We start from the raw sequence: 16,063 nt of genomic DNA, 5'->3' as shown, positions 1-16,063 counted from the left end.
CATGTCCCAGCCCTCGGTTCCGTGGGAGCCGGCGCCGGAGGTCGCTCCTGTCCCGCAACGACGCACCCGCCCGCGTGGGCGGGCTGCGCACGTCACCGCCGTCGTGCTCGCCGTCCTGCTGGTCGGCGCGCTCGTCGCAGCCGGCTACCTGTGGCGGACGACGTCGGCCTGGGAGGACCACGCCGCGCAGTGGGAGGCCGAGGCCCACGGCTACGCGGAGGACGTCGCGTCGCTCCAGGCAGAGCTCGACGGGGTCACGGCCGAGCTCGTCGCCGCCCGCGAACAGCTCGACACCGCCACCGCCCGGATCACCGACCTCGCGGACGAGAAGGCTCAGCTCGGTGACGAGAACGTCGCCAGCCAGCAGTACCTCGACTACCAGCGGCGTGTCAGCGAGGCAGCCGGGGTGGTCGCCACCGCGCTGGGGCAGTGCACGGCCGCGCAGTCCCAGCTCATCGGGTACCTCGAGGACCGCGAGGCCTACGACCCGGAGGACCTCGAGCGGTTCGCCTCCGACGTCGAGGCGCTCTGCGACGAGGCCAACGACGCGAACACCCGGCTCCAGCAGGAGCTCGCGCAGTGAGGCCCGGTGCGCGACGCGCGACGCGCTTCGCGGCCCTCACCGCTGCCGCGGTCGTCGCCGGCTCGTGCTCGGTGCTCCCCGAGATGCCGCCGCCGGTCCCCCGGGACGTCGTGCCGTCCGTCGCGCCTCCCACGTTGGCGGCCGACGGGTCCGACCAGCTCTCCCCTGACGGCTTCGACGCCGTGCAGCGGATGGCGGTGCGCATCCGCAACGTCGGCTGCAGCGCCCTGTCGACCGGGTCCGGGTTCGCCGTCGACGAGCACACCCTCATCACCAACCGCCACGTCGTCGCGGACTCCGAGTCCCTGCAGGTCAGCACCTACGACGGACGAGACCTGGACGTGTCGGCGGCGAGCACGGCGGCGCTGGCCGACCTCGCCGTCGTCCGCACCGAGGACCCCTTGCCCTCGTTCCCGCAGATCGCCGACGAGGACCCCGAGCAGGGTGACGACGTGACGGTCGTGGGCTACCCGGCGGGCGGCCGCCTGACCGTGACCGTCGGGCAGGTCATCGGCACGACCAGGGACCCCCTCCACGAGAACCTCGGGGAGGTGCTGGTCACGGACGCGGCCGTCGAGCCCGGGTCGTCCGGCTCGGCGGCCCTGGACGACGACGGCGAGGTCATCGGCGTCGTCTACGCGAAGACGACGGACGGGCGGTCGCTGCTCGTGCCGCAGTCGACGCTGCGCGAGATGCTCGACGACACGTCGTCGTTCACCGAGCTCCCGCCCTGCTGACCGAGCGGCGTCAGCGCGCCGCGGCGATGCGCAGCTCGAGCGAGTCCACGCGGTCCGCGACCACCTTGGCCGCCGCCAGCCGGGCGTTCACCTGGCCGAGCACAGCGTCGAGGCCCGCCCGGTCCAACCCCGGGTCCAGCGCCAGGACGACCGCGACCTCTGCCGTGCGCCCCGGCTCGGCCGAGGCACGGACGACGTGCTGCACCGGCGCGGCGGCGTCCCCGACGGCACGGGCCACCTCCGGGTCGACCACCATGCCGTCGGCCGTGGGCACCAGGGCGGGCCGCCACTCGACCCCCTGGGCCAGCGCCCAGACAGCGGGACGCGGGACGAGCGCGGTGACCGGGCCGGCCGGGTCGACCACCAGCAGGGACCACTTCTCGTTGACGGCCGACAGCGCCGCCCGGGCCGCCTCGACCGGCACGGGACGGGCGTCGGTGCGCCAGGCCTGCATCGAGGCCACCGAGGTGAAGACGGGCAGCGCGCGCCGCCCGTCCGCGGACTCCAGCGCCACGACGCCCGAGGAGGCCTCCTTGTCGACCGTGTGCTCGGTGCCGTCACGGGTGACGGTCCCGGTCGCCTCCACCTCGGCCAGCACCGGCACGAGGACCCGCGTCTCCGCGAGCCGCGCGACGACGTCACGCAGCGGTGTCGTCCCGGCTCGCAGACCGTCGAGCCGACGTGTCAGCTCGGCGTCCGCCGAGCCGTCGTCGCCGGCGAACTGGCTCGTGGGCTGGATGGACTTCATGGCCTTCCCGCGACGTCGAGCGCCTCGGGCAGCGTGAAGGCGCCGGCGTAGAGCGCCTTGCCCACGACCGCACCCTCCACCCCGTCGCCGGTCAGGGCGCGGAGCGCCTGGAGGTCCGCCAGGGAGGAGATCCCGCCGGAGGCGACCACCTTGGCAGGGGTCCGCGCGGCCACCTGGCGCAGCAGCTCCACGTTGGGTCCGCGCAGCGTGCCGTCCTTGGTGACGTCGGTCACCACGTACCGCGAGCAGCCCGCGTCGTCCAGGCGTGCCAGGACCTCCCAGAGGTCTCCGCCCTCCTGCGTCCAGCCCCGGGCGGCCAGCGTCGTGCCGCGGACGTCGAGCCCGACGGCGACCTTGTCACCGTGCTCGGCGATGACGCGCGCCGTCCACTCCGGGTCCTCCAGCGCCGCGGTGCCGATGTTGACGCGCCGGGCGCCGGTCGCGAGAGCCCGCTCGAGCGAGGCGTCGTCGCGGATGCCGCCGGAGATCTCGACCTGGACGTCGACCTCCCCCACGACGCTCGCCAGCAGCTCGGCGTTGGAACCGCGGCCGAACGCGGCGTCCAGGTCCACCAGGTGGATCCACTCCGCACCCCCGGCCTGCCAGTCGAGGGCGGCGGCGCGCGGGTCGCCGTACGAGGTCTCCGAGCCGGCCTCCCCCTGGACGAGGCGGACGGCCTGGCCGTCGGCGACGTCGACGGCGGGCAGCAGCACGAGGCGTTCGGTCATGCGTCAGGTCTCCAGTCGTGATGAGTGTTCGGGGTGGCCGGGACGCGTCACAGCGACCGCACCCAGTTCTCGAGCAGGGTGGCGCCGGCATCGCCGGACTTCTCGGGGTGGAACTGCGTGGCGGACAGCGGACCGTCCTCGACCGCGGCGACGAAGCGCACCGCCGACCCGGTCGGTCCGTGGGACGACCAGGTGACGAGCGGTGGCGTGTAACGAGGGTCGGCCGACTCGTCGTGCCCCTGGGTGAAGGTCTGGGCGGCGTAGGAGTGCACGAAGTAGAAGCGCTCCTGCTCGACCCCGGCGAAGAGGGTCGAGCCCGCGGGGGCCTCGACCCCGGACCAGCCCATGTGTGGGACCACGGGCGCGTCCAACCGCTCGACGACGCCGTCCCACTCTCCCAGGCCGTCCGCCCGGATACCGTGCTCGACACCCGCGCCGAACATCACCTGCATGCCGACGCAGACCCCGAGCACCGGTCGGCCGCCGGCCAGCCTGCGGTCCACGAGCTGGTTCCCACCGACGGCCCGCAGGCCCTCCATGCACGCGGCGAACGCGCCGACGCCAGGGACCACCAGTCCGTCTGCCTCCGCCGCGGCGTGCCGGTCGGCCGTGAGCTCGACGTCGGCCCCGACCCGTTCCAGGGCCCGCACGGCGGACCGGACGTTGCCGAAACCGTAGTCCAGCACGACCACGCGAGGCCGGTCGGCCGGACCTCCGGAGGGCACGGGCCGCGCGTTGAGCTCCGCCGCGGCCCCGCCGTCGGGCAGCAGGTCGGGAGCGTTCGTCATCGCTTCTTCTTCCGTCCCTTGCGCGCCACCTGCGAGAGCATCCGCACGGCCTTGAGCCGACCGATGCCCGACGACGGGACGACGCCAGGGAGGTCGGCGAGCGCCACGTGACCGGTCAGCAGGTCCTCGAGCGCCTCGGGAGCCCCACCGAGCACGAGCCCGGCGGGAAGCTCGCCGTCGTCGGCGCCGTCGGCGAACCGGCGGCAGGTCAGCTGCTCGCCGTGCCGGGTGACGAGGATCAGCGGCACACCTGCGACCAGCTGCGAGACCGTGGCGGCCGCTCGCTCCGGGGCGTCGCCGCTCCGGTCTCGCAGCACGGCGAGCGCACCGACCGGTGTCGGCACGGCATCGACCTCGACGTCGGCGAGCACGCACGCTGCCGCGAGCGGCTCGGCGGTGGCGACCTGGGTGATCAGCACGGCGATCTCCGGGTCCTGCGACGCACCCAGGCCCGAGAGGTCATCGGGGATCTCGATGTCGTCGGGGACCTGCGGCAGGTCGGGGTGGCCCGGCTGGTCAGGAGTAGCGGCGGTCATGCGGTTACAGCGCACCCTTCGTGGACGGGATGCCCTCGACGCGAGGGTCGCGGGCGACGGCGGCCCGCAGCGCGCGGGCGAGGGCCTTGAACTGTGCCTCGACGATGTGGTGCGGGTCGCGGCCGGCCAGGACGCGCACGTGGAGGCAGATGGCGGCGTGGTGGGCGATCGACTCCAGCACGTGCCGGGTGAGCGAGCCGGTGAAGTGACCGCCGATCAGGTGGTACTCCTGCCCGGCGGGCTCCCCGGAGTGCACCAGGTACGGGCGCCCGGAGACGTCGACCACGGCCTGGGCGAGCGCCTCGTCGAGCGGGACCAGCGCGTCGCCGAACCGGGAGATCCCCTGCTTGTCACCGAGCGCGGCCCGCAGGGCCTCGCCGAGCACGATCGCCGTGTCCTCGACGGTGTGGTGGGCGTCGATGTGCGTGTCGCCCGTCGCCTTGACGGTGAGGTCGATCAGCGAGTGCTTGCCGAGCGCCGTGAGCATGTGGTCGTAGAACGGCACGGTGGTCGAGATGTCGGTGCGACCGCTGCCGTCGAGGTTCAGCTCGACGACGACGCTCGACTCGCTCGTGGCACGCTCCACGCGCGCGGTGCGGTCAGCCATCAGTTCTCCCTCTCGCCGATCACGTCGGTCAACGCGTCCTTGAACGCCTGCGTCTCGCCGGGCGTTCCCACCGAGACACGCAGCCAGCCCTCGGGGCCGGTCTCACGGATGAGCACGCCGCGGTCCAGCAGCCCCTGCCAGACGGCGTGCCGATCGTCGAACGTCCCGAAGAGGACGAAGTTCGCGTCGCTCTGCGCCACCCGCAGAGGGCGTCCGCCGACCTGCTGCCGACGCAACCATGCCACGAGCGCGTCGCGCTCCGCACGCAGGTCCGCCACCTGGGCGAGCAGCGAGTCGCGGTGCGCCAGCGCCGCGCGGGCGGTCGCCTGAGCGACGGCGGACAGGTGGTAGGGCAGCCGGACCACCCGCAGCGCGTCGACGAGGTCGGTCGACGCCGCGAGGTAGCCGAGCCGCAGCCCGGCCGCGGCGAACGCCTTGGACATCGTGCGCGTGACGGCCAGGTGCGGGTACCGGTCGAGCAGCGCCAGGGCCGACGGTGTCCCGGCCCGCCGGAACTCGGCGTAGGCCTCGTCGACCACGACGACGGCCGGCACCCGCGCCGCAGCGTCCAGCACCGCCTCGATCGTCGCGATGTCCAGCGCCGTGCCGGTGGGGTTGTTGGGGCTCGCGAGCAGGATCACCGACGGCTGCTCGGCCTCGATCAGGGCGACCGCCGCCGCGGTGTCGACCGTGAAGTCCTCGGCCCGGCGTCCGGTCACCCAGCGGGTGTGGGTGTCGCGGGCGTACTCGGGGTACATGGAGTAGGTCGGCGCGAAGGACACCGCCGTGCGGCCCGGCCCGCCGAAGGCCTGCAGGAGGTGCAGCATGACCTCGTTCGACCCGTTGGCGGCCCACACCTGGGCCGGGTCGAGGCGCACGCCCGACTCGACGGCCAGGTACGCGGCCAGGTCGGCGCGCAGCGCGGTGAAGTCGCGGTCGGGGTAGCGGTTCAGCGTGCGGGCCGCCTCCGCCACGTGCGCGGCGATGGTCGCCACGACGTCCTCGGACGGCGCGTAGGGGTTCTCGTTGACGTTGAGCCGCACGGGCACGTCGAGCTGGGGGGCACCGTAGGGCACCTCGTCGGCGAGCTCGGGGCGCAGCGGCAGGGCCGGAGCGTCGGGGGTGGTCACCGCCCTAGTCTACGAGCGGCAGGACGGACGTCCGCTCAGGAGACGACGACGTCACTCCCGGAGATCTCGACGGCGATCTCACCGAGGGGCTCGGGCGCCGGGCCGGACTCCACCGAGGCGTCGGTCAGGGAGAACACCGACCGGTGGCACGGGCACTCGAGCACCCCGTCCCCGGGCGTGACGGTGCAGCCCTGGTGGGTGCAGACCGCGCTGAAGGCGTGCACCTCGCCCTCGGTGGGCTGGGTCACGAGCACCGGCACTCCCGCCACCTCGGCGCTCACCGCTCCGCCGACCGGCACGTCCGCGAGCGCGACCAGCACCTCGCCGGGACCGGACGTGGCGACGTCGTCGACCGAACGGGAAGGATCGGTGCCCTCGGCGCACGCCACGAGCACACCGCCGCCGACCACTGCGCCGGCCGCGACACCCGCGCCCCGCAGCACCTGCCGCCGTGAGCAGCACCCGGCGCCGGTGGACCCGCTCAGGGAGGTGGTGATCTCGCTCATGAAGTGACTCCTCGTGGTGACGCAGCTCATGCCGGGTGGCAGCATGTCCATCATGGACGCCCCCACCGGCCCGGTGCCAGCGCCCCGGGGCCGATCCGCCGTCGGCCCCTCGTGGGTGTGGCGCTCCCTCGCCGCCATCGGTGTGCTCGTGTCCGCCCTCGTGCACCTCGTGCTGTGGACCCGTGGCTACGACGACCTCGACATCGTGGGGCCGCTGTTCCTGGTCAACGCCGTCGGCGGCGTGGTCCTGGCGGTGCTGCTGCTGACCTGGCGGCACTGGCTGCCGCTGGTGGGCAGCATCGTCTTCGCGGCCGCGACCTTGCTCGCGTTCGTCACGTCGGCCACGTCGGACCTGCTGGGCGTCTCGTCGCAGCTGGTGGGACCGAACGAGCTGATCGCCGCAGCCGCGGAGCTGCTCGCCGTCGTCGCGGCGACCGTGGCGCTGGTCCGCGAGCAGGCGCACTGAGGCTGTGGACGGCCGCGGCGGCGTGTCGCCCGCTCCCCCTACGATCGCAGGGTGACCTCCTCGGACGACCCGTACGCCGACCTCGTACCCACCTGGACCGACGACGACGTCCCACCGGACGACGACGCTCCCCCGCCCGAGGACGACCTCACCCCACCGCCGGACGGCGCTGCACTGCCGGACGGCACGAGGCTCGCCCCCGCGACGGCCGCAGCACCCGCGCCGACCGACCGTGCGGACGCTGCCAAGCGGGCCAAGCTCGCCATGCTGCGCGGTCTGATGGACACCGCGGGCGGGGCGGGTGGCACGCTCCGCGAGCAGGCGACCGAGGCGCTGCGGGCGCTCGTCGGGCGGGACGACGCCGAGCTGCGCGACGACCAGTGGAGCGCCATCGAGGCGCTGGTGGCGTTCCACCGCCGCGCGCTGGTCGTGCAGCGCACCGGGTGGGGCAAGTCCGCCGTGTACTTCGTGGCGACCAGCCTGCTGCGCTCGCGCGGCGCCGGACCGACGGTGATCGTTTCCCCCCTGCTCGCCCTGATGCGTGACCAGATCGCGGCCGCCGCCCGTGCGGGCATCCACGCCGTGACGATCAACTCCTCGAACGTCACCGAGTGGGACCAGGTGCACGCCCAGATCGCCGCCGGCGAGGTGGACGTGCTGCTGTGCTCGCCCGAGCGCCTCAACAACCCGGCGTTCCGCGACGAGGTGCTGCCCCGCCTGGCGGCCGACGCCGGCCTCGTCGTGGTGGACGAGGCCCACTGCATCTCCGACTGGGGGCACGACTTCCGCCCGGACTACCGGCGCATCCGCACCCTGCTGGCCGACCTGCCGCCGGGCATCCCCGTGCTCGCCACGACGGCCACCGCCAACGAGCGCGTCACGCGCGACGTCGCGGAGCAGATGGCGGTCCACGGCGAGGGGATCTCCACCGCCGACGGCGCCCTGGCGACCACCGACGACGTGCTGGTCCTGCGTGGTGCCCTCGACCGCGAGTCGTTGCACCTGGCGGTGCTGGAGCTCGGGGACCAGCCCACCCGGGTGGCATGGCTCGTCGAGGCGCTGCAGGAGATCGACGGGTCCGGGATCGTGTACTGCCTCACGGTCTCCGCCGCCGAGGAGGTCGCCGCGCAGCTGCGTTCCGCCGGGCTCGCGGTGGCGGCCTACACCGGCCGTACCGACCCCACCCAGCGAGCCCAGCTCGAGGAGGACCTCAAGGAGAACCAGGTCAAGGCCCTCGTCGCGACGTCGGCGCTCGGCATGGGCTTCGACAAGCCGGACCTGGCGTTCGTCGTGCACATGGGGGCGCCGTCGTCGCCCATCGCGTACTACCAGCAGGTCGGCCGTGCGGGCCGTGGTGTGGACGACGCCGTCGTCGTGCTGCTGCCCGGGCACGAGGACCGCGCGATCTGGGACTGGTTCGGCGCGCAGGCCTTCCCGGCCGAGTCGCAGGTGCGTGCGACGCTCGCCGCGCTCGCCCAGACCGGCGAGACGATGTCGACGGCGACCCTCGAGACGTACGTCGACCTCAAGCGTTCCCGCCTCGAGGCGATGCTCAAGGTGCTCGACGTCGACGGGGCCGTCCGGCGGGTGAAGGGCGGCTGGGTCGCCACGGGGGTCGAGTGGGTCTACGACGCGACCCGGTACGAGCGGGTCGCCGAGACGCGCCGCACGGAGGCCCAGGCCATGCTGGACTACGTCGCCACGGGCGGATGCCGGATGCGTTTCCTGCGGGCACAGCTCGACGACCCGGCGCTGCCGGACGGTTGGACGTGCGGTCGCTGCGACCGCTGCGGCGGCGTCACGCTCCCGCCGCCGCCCTCCACCGAGTCGGTGGCCGAGGCCCGCTCCGAGATGGACCGGCCGGGCGTCGAGGTCGAGCCCCGCAAGATGTGGCCCTCCGGCCTGGCGACCCTCGGCCTGGACGTCAAGGGCAAGATTCCCGAGGCGGAGCGCGCCGAGACCGGCCGGGCGGTGGCGCGTTTCGACGGTCTCGGGTGGTCGGGGCCGGTGCGCGAGCTGTTCGCACCCACGACGCCCGACGGCGAGACCCCGCCCGCGCTCCGCACCGCGGCAGCGCGGGTGCTGGACGACTGGGACGCGATCCGGGCCGGGGGCGGGGACGACGACGAAGTCGACGGCGGGGCCGGCAGTGACGGACCGGACCGTCCACTCCTCGTCGAGGGTGTCGTCGCGGTGCGGTCCGTGACCCGCCCCCGGCTGACGTACCACCTGGCGAACGGGCTGGCGTCCTACCTGGGCGTGCCGTTGATCGGCGCCGTCGGGCCGGTACCGGGCGCCGAGGAGCCGGGACGGCACGACGTGAACTCGGCGATGCGCCTCGCCGGCGTCGCGCAGCGGCTCCGACTGGAGCTGGGCGACGCCGCCCTCGCCGGGCTTCCCGGACGCCGCCTCCTGCTCGTGGACGACTGGACCGAGTCCGGGTGGACCCTCACCGTCGCGGCCAGGCTCCTGCGCCAGGCCGGAGCGGCAGCGGTCCACCCGTTCGTGCTGGGCGTGCGCTAGCCGCCTTGGCCCGGTGGAGGTGGGAAAACCCGGCCGCACGTCGCGCACCAAGTTGTCCTTTTTGTCCCCCCTTGGCGATGCTCTCCTCGCCGCGCTGATACGCGGATTCCTGAGAAACCTTCCACAGCTCGCGAAGGAGAAGTCTGTGCAACGAAGCAGGATGAACGGCGAACCGAAAAGCGTTCGGCGCGCATAATCGTCGCTCTCGTGGTCGCGATGGGGCTCGCTGTTCCCACAGCCGGGACGGCCTTTGCCGTCACCGTCTACCCGCCCGAGGGTGGGCACTGGTGGTACAACATGGGCCCCTCGGCGACCGAGTCTGAGTACCTTCACGACACGAAGAAGCATGGTGCCAGCGCGAAGGGTAGAGGTGACGCTCAACTAGTTCGATCCACGTGCAGGGCGGCCGGCTATTACGCCACTGCCGTGTCCAAACATGGAAGCGGTTCGGGAGTTGCGCGGGCCTACTACCGGCTCTGCTGAGGCGCTTTCCGATCAAACCACCCCGGAGGCTGCTTCCAGCCTCCGGGAAGGTCCCTCTCACGAAGCGAGTATCGATGAACCGGTCGTTCGTCATGGCGATCGTCCTGATCACTCTCGCGGCACTTGCCGTGCCGCCTCTCTATCTCGACAAGGCCGACAGCTTCGACATCGTGGGGCCGACCCACTGGATCGAGGTATCGGGTACGACCGAAGCCGCACACAGCGACGACGCCGCCGAGATCGTCCGCGGCGTGGCGGCAGCTCACGGTTCGGTCGCCCGCCTCGTGGGCGACCTTCACGATCCCGGTGGCGTACGCCACGTCTACGTCGAACCGAGCAGCCACCCGGATCTCGGCAACGTCTGGCTCAACGAAGGCTACGCACGATTCAGCTCAACCCGGGAGACACAGGTCCACCGTTTTGATGAGCTGACGGGCCGCGACCCCCGCGGCATTTACGCAGTGCTCTCTGGCCAGTCGGCGACCGCCTTGCAGACGGGCTTCGACGGGATGGGCCTCCAGACGACGCTCGTCGCAGCACCGTCAGCACTCGCTGCGACCGTTCAGTTCGTGGGCTCGTCCCCGACAGGGCATGCCTCGGCGCTCGCCGTCCTACTGGTCTCGCTGCTCTCGGGGATCGGCGTGCTGGCCGGCTCGCGCAGGTACGCGATCCAGCTGCTCCATGGAACCTCCTTGGCCGTGATCGCTCGTCGCGATCTCGCCTCGCACCGGCCGATGATCCTCGTCTCGGTCTCGGCAGTGATCCTGGCAGCGATCGCACTCGTCGTGACGGACCTCGGTGTGCGGCGTCTTATGATCGTGGCGCCCGTGGCGATCCTGACAGCAGCAGTCTTCACAGCCTGCGCCATCACCGCCTATCTGACGATGTTGTTCGCCGTCGCCTCGGTGGACTTGGTCGCCGGCATCAAAGGAAGGACTCCGACGCCGCATGTGACCCCCATGCTCTATCTGGTGCGCATTCCGGCGACGCTGCTCGCTGTGATCGCCGTCATCACTGCCCACGGTGCGCTGTCCCACGTCCGAGAATACGAAGCTTCTCGTGCGGCGTGGGCGGCCGCCGAGGACGTGGTCAGCATCTCCTTCGGCGGGCACATGGATATGGAAGAGTTCGAGTCACGGGTGCTTGACGCCGGGTACTGGTTGAACTCGCTGGAGGAGGCCGGCGCGGCGATGCTCGTCCTGCCGGAACGCCTTCATGAGCTCGCCGACGACGTGCTCATCGTGAACGATCTCTACCTCGCGCGCCATGCGATCAGGTCGACCGATGGCACCGCCGTCGATCCCGTCGGCGGTGACGAGGTGCGCATCCTCCTTCCTGCCGGCCGATCGGCGGATGAGGCTTCGGTCATGGCCGCGACTCAGCGCTGGCTCCGGGAGCAACTCGACTTCACGGCGTCAGGAGAGAACCCTCGGTCCCCGACCAGCACCGTGACGGTCGAGCTCGTCGCCGACGGTCAGCAGCACTTCACCTACGAGGCTCAGTCCGGTACCCGACAAGCACCGAGATTCCTCGATGACTCCGTCGTCATCGTCCTGAACCACGACACCGGGATCGTCTCACCGGACACCTATCTTTCCTGGGCGACCCAGAATCGGGTCCTCGTCACCGACCACGTCGCTGCCGCGGCCGGCGTGGAGCCGACCGTGCAGCCGATGATCAGCGCCTACCGGCCTGTCGCACAGGAGGCCGCCGACTGGTACGCCGACCAAGTCACCAATGCCTGGCAGTCGGTCATCGCCGCGGGCGTCGCCACCCTGGTCACCATCGTCGTCGCGATCGGACTAGGACGGACCTACGTCCAACGCCACGCCCAGCTCATGCTGATCAGTTACGTCCATGGCTGGTCCTTCCTGCGAACGCACCGGCGCATCCTGTTCGCTGAGGGCTCGCTCGTCCTACTGGCGGGCAGTATCGGTCTGGCACAGGTGAACACTTACCGGACCGATCTCGCCCGATCCGAGATGGCCGGACGCGAGATCGTCGACACCGCGGCACCAGCCTTTGGTGCCATGCAGCCCTTCGTCTTTGCCGCATTCGTTGCCGTCGCGACCTTGGTGTTCATCGCTCACCTGTCTGCCCGCACGGCAAGCCTGTCCCGTACTCGCAACCGAGAGGCCATCTGATGTCCGTCATCGTGAGATCACTGCGCAAGGTGTACGGTCACCGAGTCCTCTTCGACCGGCTGTCCTTCGACATAGCGTCGGGCGAGGTCCTGGCGCTCACCGGCGCGTCCGGTACCGGAAAGTCGACACTGCTCAACTGCCTCGGCCTGCTGGAGGCCCCGAGCAGCGGGAGGATCATGGTGGCGGGGCGATCCGTCTCGGACCTGGGTAGTCGAGCCGCCCGGCTCGTCCGACGCGACGTGTTGGGCTACCTGTTTCAGAACTACGCCCTCGTGGAGAACGCCGATGTCAACTTCAACGTCCAGCTCGCCGATGGTGGTGTGCGTCGGCGTGTCCAGCGAGCCGACGTCGACTCGGCACTGGAACGCGTCGGCCTGAGCGGACGCGGCCGAGACCCCATCCACCAGATGTCCGGTGGTGAGCAGCAACGTGTTGCTTTGGCTCGCCTGATCGTCCGACGGCCCGCCGTCATCCTGGCGGACGAACCGACCGGTGCCCTCGACACCGTCAATGCCGACATGGTGATAGCCACGCTGCACGAACTCGCCTCTGACGGGGCCACGGTCGTGGTCGCTACTCACGACGAATCGGTGTCGAGGTCGTGCAATCGCATCCTTGACCTCGACGCGGTCCGGAATGCTCTCACCGTACCGGCTCCGCCGAGCCTGGCCCGACGCTAGCCGTCCAGCAGGCCGCGGACGTCGTCCGGACCCAACGCGCCGGCGAACGTTCCGGCGTCGTCGTCAAGCACCGCGTCGAACAGCGCGGCCTTGCGCCGGGCGAGCGCCATGACCTTCTCCTCGATGGTGTCCGCGGCGACCAGGCGGGTCACCACGACGTGCCGGGTCTGGCCGATCCGGTGCGTGCGGTCGACGGCCTGCGCCTCGGCCGCAGGGTTCCACCAGGGGTCGAGCAGGTAGACGTAGTCGGCCTCGGTGAGATTGAGCCCGAACCCGCCCGCCTTGAGACTGATGAGGAACACCGGTGCGGTGCCCTGCTTGAAGCCGCGGATCACTCCGGCCCGGTCCCGGGTGCTCCCGTCCAGGTAGGCCACCGTGAGCCCGGCGTCGACGCACCTGCGCTCGACGCGTCGCAGGAACGACGTGAACTGCGAGAACACCAGGGCACGATGGCCCTCGGCGGCGATCTCGGTGAGCTGGTCGACGACGGTATCGAGCTTGGAGGAGGTCACCCCGGCGTAGGCCTCGTCCACCAGGGAGGCGTCGAGGGCGAGCCGGCGCAGCGTCGTCAACGACCGGAAGATGGCCGCGCGGTTGGCCTCGAAGTCGGTGAGCAGGCCGAGCAGCCTCTGGCGCTCCCGCTGCAAGTGGGTGTCGTACACCTTGCGGTGGTCGGGTGCGAGCGGCACCCGCAGCACCTGTTCCTGCCGGGCAGGCAGCTCGGGTGCGACCTGCGCCTTGGTGCGACGCAGCATGAGCGCACGGATACGGCGCTTGAGACGTACCAGCGCCCGGTTCCCCGCCGCGACGACCGCGGCGTCGTCGTCCTTCGCCGCGGCGTCGACGGGCCGGATCGTCTCGGCCCGGAACCGGTGCAGCGACGGGTACAGTCCGGGCGCGACGATGGCGAGCATCGCCCACAGCTCGGTGAGGTTGTTCTCGAGCGGCGTCCCGGTGATCGCGAGCTTGAACGGTACGTCGAGCCGCCGGGCGGTCTGGTTGGCCCGGGTGCGAGGGTTCTTCGCGAACTGGGCCTCGTCCAGGATCAGGCCCGACCACTCGAGCGCGTCGAACGCCTCGAACTCGAGGCGGTACACGGCGTACGAGGTGACGACGACGTCGGCGCCCGCGGCGACGTCCGCCAGGCTGCGCCCCAGCTTCTTGGTGGTGGCGGGCAGCGCGACGACGCGCAATCCAGGGGTGAACCGTGCGGCCTCGTCGACCCAGTTGCCGACCACCGACGCCGGTGCCACGACGACGAATGGCGCGGCGGGCCGTCCGGCGGTCGCGCCCTCGGCGCGGGCCCGGACGAGGAAGGCGAGCGTCTCGACCGTCTTGCCCAGGCCCATGTCGTCCGCGAGGATCCCCCCGAGCCGGTGGCGCCACAGGTACGTCAACCACTCGTAGGCCTGGTGCTGGTAGGGCCGCAGCTCGGCCCGCAGCTGCTCGGGAGCCTCGAGGGACTCGGGTGTCCGGCCGCCCTCGGCGAGCAGGTGCAGGTCGACCACGGACCGGCGCCAGCGCTCGGAGACCTGCACCTCGTCGGCGACGTCCTCGAGCTCGGTCCACAGCTGGGTGTCGTAGCGGCTCACCCGCAGCCGCCCGGGCTTGTCGCTCATCGCCGTCGCCTCCTCGATGAGCGACCGCAGCCGCCCCAGGGAGGGCTGGTTCAGCATCATCCAGGACCCGTCGACGAGCAGGAGCCGCTTGCGGCCCTGGGCCAGCGCCGTGAAGAGCTTGGAGAACGGCACCTCCCGCCCGCCCACCGTCACCGAGATGCCCAGGTCGAGCCAGTCGGACCCCCCGGACGGCGCGCCGTCCACCACGACCCGCGCCGGCCCGTCGAGGTGGTGGTAGTCGGGCACCTGGTCACCCTGGAGGTGGACGTCGGTGCCGGCGAGCGCAGGCAGCACGTCGTGGGCCAGGTCGAGCGCGTCGAGCCCGGTGAACCGCTGACGCTCGCTGAGCTCGAACCGTTCGAACCCTGCGACGCCCCGGACCACCGAGGTGACCTTCTCGCGGATCTCCGACTCGACCTGGGGGTCGCGCGTCGGGTCGACTGCGCCGCCCGCCAGGGGGACGGTCCGCACCGCCCCGTCACCCCGCGGATAGTGCCAGCCCCAGGACAGCTCGGCGTTCTCCGGCGAGGCGAAGGTGGTGGTGGCCACGAGGACCGGCCGCGGGTTCTCCGGCAGCTCCACGCTGCCGTCCGAGACGACGCGTGTGGCCCGGCGCAGGGCGGGCAGGTGCTCGGTGAAGAGCTCGTCCACGTCCGACGACGGCACGTCGGTCCGCCCGAGCGCGAGGAGCTCGCGCACACCCTCGCCGAGCCGGCGAGCAGCCGGGCCGAGCCGCAGGACGGTCCGTCCGGACGACGTCTCGACGGCGAACAGACCGGTGTCCCCGACGACGCCGACCTGGGCTCCGTCGCCCGCGTCGGTCTCGTCGAAGGCGACGGTCGGCACGAGCCGCACGCCGTCGTGGGACGACCCGATCTCCAGCCGGACGGCGGCCGTGCCGGCCAGGTGGACCTCGTCGTGCGTGCCGTGACCGACCAGGGGGATCTGGAGGTCGGCGGCCTCCGCCAGTAGCGGCCAGAGGCCGCGCCCACCGGAGGACAGCGGGCGCCAGGCGTCCCGCGACCGGAGGCCGTCCGCGAGCGTGGCCCCGAGGTCGGCGAACCATCGGCGCACCTCGGGCGCCGGTGTCGCCCGCACCCCGGCGAACGCGTACAGGCCGCGGGTCAGGGCGTCCCAGCTCGCTTCCGGGGCAACCTTCCAGCCGCCGTTCCTGGCCGGGACCACCGGGCGCACCGAGAGCTCCGGGTCCGCGTCGCCGAACGCCCCGTCGAGCCGGAAGCGCAGCGCGACGGGCAGGACACCACCCGCCTCCGGTACCGCCGTCGGGCCGGCCGCTCCGGTGACGGCGGCGAGCCGGCCGCGCCAGCCGGAGCCCGCGGCGGTGCGCCGCCCCGGGCCCTCGGCACCGTGCGGGGCGACGTGCAGCAGCGTGGCCGCGACGTGCTTGCAGTCCACGGCCACCGGGCAGGAGCACGTCGAGGCCTCGAAGGCGTAGCGGCTGTCCGCGACGACGAACCAGACCCGACAGCTGTACGGCCGAGGACCGCTCCCCGCGACCCGGGCGGTCAGGACGAGCTCGTCGGCGTCCCAGCGCCACGAGACGACCATCCCCGCCCGCTGGTATCCCTGCGCCCGCCGGAAGGTCGTGGTCCCGACGATCCCGCCCACGACGAGCGGGTCGAGCCGGGGTGGCGGGGCAAGCATGCGCCCATGCTCGCACGTGGTGCCGCGGTACCGGGTTGGTCGATGACGCGCTTGGCACACTTTTTCCTCCCACGGCGCCGCGTAGAGGCCGTGTCACCTGCCCCTGGCACACTGACCGCC

At 72.1% G+C, this 16,063-nt stretch carries 15 protein-coding genes; 7 read left to right on the top strand and 8 right to left on the bottom strand.

The window, feature by feature from the left end; all coding sequences use genetic code 11:
- Position 1 precedes the first annotated feature (1 nt).
- On the top strand, positions 2–583 hold the full coding sequence (locus PZC42_RS17295; protein ID WP_277212840.1) for a hypothetical protein: 582 nt from the start codon (positions 2–4) through the stop codon (positions 581–583).
- Positions 580–1,320: a S1C family serine protease gene (locus PZC42_RS17290; RefSeq protein WP_277212839.1), complete on the top strand. Its 741-nt coding sequence runs from the start codon at positions 580–582 to the stop codon at positions 1,318–1,320. The genes PZC42_RS17295 and PZC42_RS17290 overlap by 4 nt, the downstream gene beginning before the upstream one ends.
- Before the next feature lie 10 nt (positions 1,321–1,330).
- Here PZC42_RS17290 and PZC42_RS17285 read toward each other — a convergent pair whose 3' ends face one another.
- Genes PZC42_RS17285 through PZC42_RS17255 form a run of 7 tightly spaced genes read right to left on the bottom strand, consistent with a single transcriptional unit; the run spans position 1,331 to position 6,363 of the window.
- Positions 1,331–2,068 carry an SseB family protein gene (locus PZC42_RS17285; RefSeq protein WP_277212838.1) on the bottom strand — a complete coding sequence of 246 codons (738 nt, stop codon included), beginning with the start codon at positions 2,066–2,068 and terminating at the stop codon, positions 1,331–1,333.
- Positions 2,065–2,796: a bifunctional 1-(5-phosphoribosyl)-5-((5-phosphoribosylamino)methylideneamino)imidazole-4-carboxamide isomerase/phosphoribosylanthranilate isomerase PriA gene (gene priA / locus PZC42_RS17280; protein ID WP_277212837.1), complete on the bottom strand. Its 732-nt coding sequence runs from the start codon at positions 2,794–2,796 to the stop codon at positions 2,065–2,067. Before priA ends, PZC42_RS17285 begins: the two co-directional genes overlap by 4 nt.
- A 47-nt stretch (positions 2,797–2,843) precedes the next feature.
- Complete coding sequence (gene hisH, locus PZC42_RS17275; RefSeq protein ID WP_277212836.1) at positions 2,844–3,584, bottom strand: imidazole glycerol phosphate synthase subunit HisH; 741 nt, start codon at positions 3,582–3,584, stop codon at positions 2,844–2,846.
- Positions 3,581–4,120, bottom strand: a complete 540-nt coding sequence (locus PZC42_RS17270; protein ID WP_277212835.1) for a hypothetical protein — start codon at positions 4,118–4,120, stop codon at positions 3,581–3,583. The genes hisH and PZC42_RS17270 overlap by 4 nt, the downstream gene beginning before the upstream one ends.
- A 4-nt stretch (positions 4,121–4,124) precedes the next feature.
- On the bottom strand, positions 4,125–4,727 hold the full coding sequence (gene hisB, locus PZC42_RS17265; RefSeq protein ID WP_277212834.1) for an imidazoleglycerol-phosphate dehydratase HisB: 603 nt from the start codon (positions 4,725–4,727) through the stop codon (positions 4,125–4,127).
- Positions 4,727–5,857, bottom strand: coding sequence for a histidinol-phosphate transaminase (locus tag PZC42_RS17260; protein ID WP_277212833.1), 1,131 nt, complete (start codon positions 5,855–5,857; stop codon positions 4,727–4,729). Before PZC42_RS17260 ends, hisB begins: the two co-directional genes overlap by 1 nt.
- 35 nt (positions 5,858–5,892) lie before the next feature.
- Complete coding sequence (locus tag PZC42_RS17255; protein WP_277212832.1) at positions 5,893–6,363, bottom strand: QcrA and Rieske domain-containing protein; 471 nt, start codon at positions 6,361–6,363, stop codon at positions 5,893–5,895.
- Between the two features lie 52 nt (positions 6,364–6,415).
- Between PZC42_RS17255 and PZC42_RS17250 the strand changes: the two genes are divergently transcribed.
- The 5 genes from PZC42_RS17250 to PZC42_RS17235 all read left to right on the top strand — a co-directional run bounded on the left by PZC42_RS17250 (position 6,416) and on the right by PZC42_RS17235 (position 12,659).
- Positions 6,416–6,829: a hypothetical protein gene (locus PZC42_RS17250; RefSeq protein WP_277212831.1), complete on the top strand. Its 414-nt coding sequence runs from the start codon at positions 6,416–6,418 to the stop codon at positions 6,827–6,829.
- 264 nt (positions 6,830–7,093) lie between these two features.
- Positions 7,094–9,352 (top strand): RecQ family ATP-dependent DNA helicase, encoded by a 2,259-nt coding sequence (locus PZC42_RS17245; protein WP_277212880.1) that lies wholly within the window; start codon positions 7,094–7,096, stop codon positions 9,350–9,352.
- Between the two features lie 216 nt (positions 9,353–9,568).
- Entirely contained in the window at positions 9,569–9,835 is a 267-nt protein-coding gene (locus PZC42_RS22700) for a lactococcin 972 family bacteriocin (RefSeq protein ID WP_368860278.1), read from the top strand.
- Positions 9,836–9,909: 74 nt separating this feature from the next.
- Entirely contained in the window at positions 9,910–11,979 is a 2,070-nt protein-coding gene (locus PZC42_RS17240; protein ID WP_277212830.1) for a bacteriocin-associated integral membrane family protein, read from the top strand.
- Positions 11,979–12,659: an ABC transporter ATP-binding protein gene (locus tag PZC42_RS17235; RefSeq protein WP_277212829.1), complete on the top strand. Its 681-nt coding sequence runs from the start codon at positions 11,979–11,981 to the stop codon at positions 12,657–12,659. Before PZC42_RS17240 ends, PZC42_RS17235 begins: the two co-directional genes overlap by 1 nt.
- Here PZC42_RS17235 and PZC42_RS17230 read toward each other — a convergent pair.
- A complete protein-coding gene (locus PZC42_RS17230; RefSeq protein WP_277212828.1) occupies positions 12,656–15,943 on the bottom strand; it encodes a DEAD/DEAH box helicase in 3,288 nt (1,095 codons plus the stop codon). The two genes, PZC42_RS17235 and PZC42_RS17230, sit on opposite strands and share 4 nt — an antisense overlap.
- Between the last annotated feature and the right edge of the window lie 120 nt (positions 15,944–16,063).

Source organism: Isoptericola croceus (assembly GCF_029382255.1).
GTDB classification, from domain to species: Bacteria; Actinomycetota; Actinomycetes; order Actinomycetales; family Cellulomonadaceae; genus Isoptericola; species Isoptericola croceus.
Note: the sequence above shows the minus strand (reverse complement) of the source record. Positions and strands in the feature narration are given on the sequence as shown.